The following is a 4,711-nucleotide window of genomic DNA, read 5'->3' as shown; positions in this document are numbered from 1 at the left end:
ACCTTCTACGCTCGTTCTTTTTTAAGAAAATATGCCTGGGCAGTAGAGTTAGATGAAGGAATTGTTTTGGATGCCTACGATTCAGGCAGTATGATTACCTACGAAGAGGTAGATGTCGATGAAGAAGACTTGTCTGGTCGCAGACGATCAAATAAGAAAAAAACGTCTTATCTCCCCTTGTTTTATTTCGTTCTATTTGCTTTGTCAATTTTAATTTTTGTCACTTACTATGTTTGGAACTACATCCAAACTCAGCCAAGTCCTTCTTCAGCTAATTATAGCGTTGTGAACTCGACTAGTTCCACAATCTCATCTAGTTCATCTTCTAGTAGTCAGACGTCTAGCTCGTCTTCTACTACGGAATCAACTATTACAGTGTCAGGCGAAGGAAACCGCATTGAAGCTCGGTATAAAACGAGTAAGGAAACCGCTACTGTTCAACTGGCAGTATCAGATGCAACTAGTTGGGTAAGTGTTTCAGGAAGTGAGCTGGAGGGTGGTGTGACACTGTCCGCAGACAATAAGAATGTAAAAACAACAGTTTCAACTAAGAACCCCGTTACCATTACTTTAGGTGTAGTGAAGGGAGTTACTGTGACTGTGGACAATCAAACGATTGACACCTCGAAGCTGACAACTCAGACTGGAACTGTGACACTTACATTTACTACAGATTAAGGAAAAATCAATGAAAAAAGAACAAATTCCTAATGTATTAACTATTGGTAGAATTCTCTTTATACCTCTCTTTATTCTTATTTTGACTTTGGGCCATTCACAAGGCAGTCATTTGCTGGCAGCGATCATCTTTGCAGTTGCTAGTATAACGGATTATCTTGATGGTTACCTTGCTCGTAAATGGAATGTAGTTAGCAACTTTGGAAAGTTTGCTGATCCGATGGCCGATAAGCTGTTGGTTATGTCAGCTTTTATCATGTTGATTGAGTTAGGTATGGCTCCAGCTTGGGTTGTTGCTATTATCATCTGTCGTGAACTTGCGGTGACAGGCTTGCGTTTGTTGCTTGTTGAGACGGGAGGGACAGTTCTAGCAGCAGCGATGCCAGGGAAAATCAAGACCTTTAGCCAGATGTTTGCCATTATCTTTTTGCTCTTACATTGGAATTTAATTGGTCAGCTGTTGCTTTATATCGCTTTGTTTTTCACTATCTACTCTGGTTATGATTATTTCAAGGGTAGCGCTCATGTATTCAAAGGGACATTTGGTTCGAAATGAAATCGATTATTGAAGTAAAAGATCTGTCTTTTCGTTACAAGGAAGACCAGGATCATTATGATGTTAATAATGTCTCGTTTCACGTGAAACGGGGAGAATGGCTTTCAATTGTAGGTCATAATGGGAGTGGAAAATCGACAACTATCCGTTTGATTGATGGATTGCTTGAAGCAGACTCTGGGGAAATCTGGATAGATGGCCAACTGCTGTCCTCTGAGAATGTTTGGGATTTGCGTCGACAAATTGGTATGGTTTTTCAAAATCCAGATAACCAATTTGTGGGGGCAACTGTTGAAGATGATGTCGCCTTTGGTTTAGAAAACCAGGGACTTCCTCGTGAAGAAATGAAGAAGAGAGTGGCTGAATCTTTGGAGTTGGTAGGTATGCTGGACTTTAAGAAGAGAGAACCAGCTCGTTTATCTGGTGGACAAAAACAACGGGTGGCTATTGCGGGAGTTGTTGCCCTGAGGCCAGCTATTTTGATTTTGGACGAGGCAACAAGTATGTTGGATCCTGAGGGACGCAGAGAACTGATTCAGACAGTTCAAGAGATTCGAAAAGACCACCAGATGACAGTCGTCTCCATTACACATGATTTAGAGGAAGTTGCGATGAGTGACCGTGTCTTGGTCATGAAAAAAGGCCAAGTGGAGTCAACCAGCAGCCCAAGAGAACTTTTTTCTCGGGATGACCTTGACCAGATAGGGTTAGATGAGCCTTTTACTAATCAATTGAGAGAATCTTTGAGAGAGACTGGTTATCAGTTGCCGGATGGCTATTTGACAGAAGGAGAGCTAGAGGACAAGTTATGGGAATTACTCTAGAAAATGTGAGCTTTACCTATCAAGAGGGGACTCCCCTATCTTCATCAGCCTTGACTGATGTTTCTTTGACGATTGAGGATGGTTCCTATACAGCTTTAGTAGGGCACACAGGTAGTGGGAAATCAACGATTTTACAGCTTTTAAATGGCCTATTGGTACCAAGTAAGGGTTCTGTTCGAGTTTTTGATACCGTCATTACCCCTACATCAACCAATAAAGAAATTCGTCAGATTCGAAAGCAAGTTGGTCTAGTGTTTCAATTTGCTGAAAATCAGATTTTCGAAGAGACTGTTTTGAAAGATGTCGCATTTGGACCGCAAAATTTTGGAGTTTCTGAGGAAGAGGCCAAGAAAATTGCGCGTGAAAAGTTAGCCTTGGTAGGCATCGATGAGTCACTCTTTGAGCGCAGTCCTTTTGAACTTTCGGGTGGTCAGATGAGACGTGTGGCTATAGCAGGTATGCTAGCCATGGAGCCAACTGTCTTAGTTTTGGATGAGCCTACAGCTGGACTAGATCCTCTGGGCAGAAAAGAATTGATGACCTTGTTTAAAAAACTCCACCTTTCTGGAATGACAATCGTTCTGGTAACGCATTTGATGGATGATGTAGCTACGTATGCTGATCAGGTCTATGTTATGGAAAAGGGGCGTTTAGTCAAAAGTGGCAAACCGAGTGATGTTTTCCAAGATGTAGCCTCTATGGAAAAGGTGCAGTTAGGTGTGCCTAAAATCACAGCCTTTTGTAAACGTTTGGCAGATAGAGGTGTAGCTTTTAAAAAATTGCCAATCAAGATAGAGGAGTTTAAGGAGTCGCTAAATGGATAGTATGATTTTAGGGCGTTATATACCGGGGGATTCCATCATTCATCGCTTGGATCCGCGTAGTAAATTGCTTGCCATGATCCTGTTGATTTTGATTGTATTTTGGGCCAATAATCCTCTCACCAATCTCGTTCTGTTTGTAGCGACAGGTATATTTATCGCTTTGTCAGGCGTTTCCCTTTCATTTTTCATTCAGGGATTAAAATCCATGTTCTTCTTGATCGCTTTTACGACTCTTTTTCAGCTCTTTTTCATTTCAAGTGGAAATGTCCTATTTGAGTTTTCTTTTATAAAAATAACGGATTATGCTTTGCAACAAGCGGGAATCATTTTCTGTCGTTTTGTGTTGATTATTTTCTTTTCAACCTTGCTAACATTAACGACCATGCCTTTGAGTCTGGCAGCCGCAGTTGAAGCTCTTTTAGCACCGCTGAAACGTGTGAAAGTTCCCGTTCATGAAATTGGTCTTATGTTATCAATGAGTTTGCGTTTTGTTCCAACCTTGATGGATGACACAACGCGAATTATGAATGCTCAAAAAGCCCGTGGAGTTGACTTTGGCGAAGGTAGCATCGTGCAAAAGGTAAAGGCTATGATTCCAATTTTAATTCCTCTTTTTGCGACGAGCTTAAAGCGTGCAGATTCATTGGCAATAGCCATGGAAGCGCGTGGTTATCAGGGAGGAAAGGGTAGAAGTCAGTATAGACAGTTGAGATGGAGTCAAAAGGATACACTGGCAATTCTTGTGATTTTGATACTGGGATGTTTCTTATTTTTCTTAAAATCTTAGCAGGTTTGTAGGATTGATAAGAAGCTCACAGTAGCAGGTTTTTAGTATAAAGGTAGGAATATGAACCGTTTTAAAAAATCAAAATATCTAATCATCGTTTTTGTCACAGTTCTGGCAGTTTCTGTTCTATTAGTGACAACCTATTCAAGCGCTATTGTGACGAAACTAGGAGATGGGATTTCCTTAGTAGATAGAATTGTTCAAAAACCCTTTCAGTGGTTTGATACTTTCAAATCGGATTTGGGACATTTGACGCAGACTTACAATGAAAATGAGAGTCTAAAAAAACAGCTCTATCAACTAGAGGTGGAGTCTAATCAATCAGAAAGTTTAAAAAATGAAAATGAACAATTACGTCAGTTGCTGGATATGAAGTCAAAATTGCAGGCTACAAAAACCATTGCAGCAGATGTGATTATGCGGGCTCCAGTATCTTGGAAACAAGAGTTAACAATTGATGCGGGAAGTTCAAAAGGAGCTTCTGAAAATATGTTGGCCATTGCAAACGGGGGTTTGATTGGTAGTGTTTCAAAGGTGGAGGATCATTCAACAACGATCAACCTATTGACAAACACCGAAAATTCAGACAAAATTTCTGTTAAAATCCTGCATGGTTCTACTGAAATTTACGGGATTATCGTTGGTTATGATAAGGAATCTGAACTGCTTAAAATTAGTCAATTAAACAGCAACAGCGACATTAGCGCGGGAGACAAGGTGACTACAGGGGGGCTTGGAAACTTTAATGTTAAGGATATCCCTGTTGGAGAGGTTGTTGCTACAACACACAGCAGTGATTATCTAACAAAGGAAGTAACAGTAAAGTTAAGTGCTGACACCAAAAATCTTCACGTGGTAGAGTTAGTGGGGAATTAGCAATGAGACTGTTAAAACAAATTGGTATTTTCTTTTTACTCCCTTTTGTCGTACTAATTGATGCACATATTGGACAATTAGCGGGATCCTTCTTCCCTCACTTTCATTTAGCAAGTCATTTTCTGTTTTTATTTCTCTTGTTTGAGACAATTGAGGTTTCAGAATA

The 4,711-nt window shown here is 40.3% G+C and carries 7 protein-coding genes; all 7 read left to right on the top strand.

What is annotated here, in order from left to right; genetic code table 11:
- Positions 1-678, top strand: a 678-nt coding sequence (locus GMD4S_RS07065; RefSeq protein WP_000316509.1) for a hypothetical protein, incomplete at its 5' end; no start/stop codon positions are given.
- A 10-nt stretch (positions 679-688) separates the two neighbouring features.
- Complete coding sequence (gene pgsA / locus GMD4S_RS07060; RefSeq protein ID WP_000712149.1) at positions 689-1,234, top strand: CDP-diacylglycerol--glycerol-3-phosphate 3-phosphatidyltransferase; 546 nt, start codon at positions 689-691, stop codon at positions 1,232-1,234.
- The gene (locus GMD4S_RS07055) at positions 1,231-2,058 is read left to right on the top strand and encodes an energy-coupling factor ABC transporter ATP-binding protein (protein ID WP_000835733.1); all 828 of its coding nucleotides are present in this window, start codon (positions 1,231-1,233) and stop codon (positions 2,056-2,058) included. Before pgsA ends, GMD4S_RS07055 begins: the two co-directional genes overlap by 4 nt.
- Positions 2,043-2,882, top strand: a complete 840-nt coding sequence (locus GMD4S_RS07050) for an energy-coupling factor transporter ATPase (protein WP_000513212.1) — start codon at positions 2,043-2,045, stop codon at positions 2,880-2,882. Before GMD4S_RS07055 ends, GMD4S_RS07050 begins: the two co-directional genes overlap by 16 nt.
- A complete protein-coding gene (locus tag GMD4S_RS07045; protein ID WP_000377884.1) occupies positions 2,875-3,669 on the top strand; it encodes an energy-coupling factor transporter transmembrane component T family protein in 795 nt (264 codons plus the stop codon). The genes GMD4S_RS07050 and GMD4S_RS07045 overlap by 8 nt, the downstream gene beginning before the upstream one ends.
- A 60-nt stretch (positions 3,670-3,729) precedes the next feature.
- Complete coding sequence (mreC, locus tag GMD4S_RS07040; RefSeq protein ID WP_001078970.1) at positions 3,730-4,545, top strand: rod shape-determining protein MreC; 816 nt, start codon at positions 3,730-3,732, stop codon at positions 4,543-4,545.
- A gap of 2 nt (positions 4,546-4,547) precedes the next feature.
- Positions 4,548-4,711 (top strand): rod shape-determining protein MreD (gene mreD / locus GMD4S_RS07035; RefSeq protein WP_008289407.1); only part of this gene is annotated, 164 nt, incomplete at its 3' end.

Source organism: Streptococcus sp. GMD4S (assembly GCF_000296955.1).
This window is presented reverse-complemented; position numbering and strand designations above follow the sequence as displayed.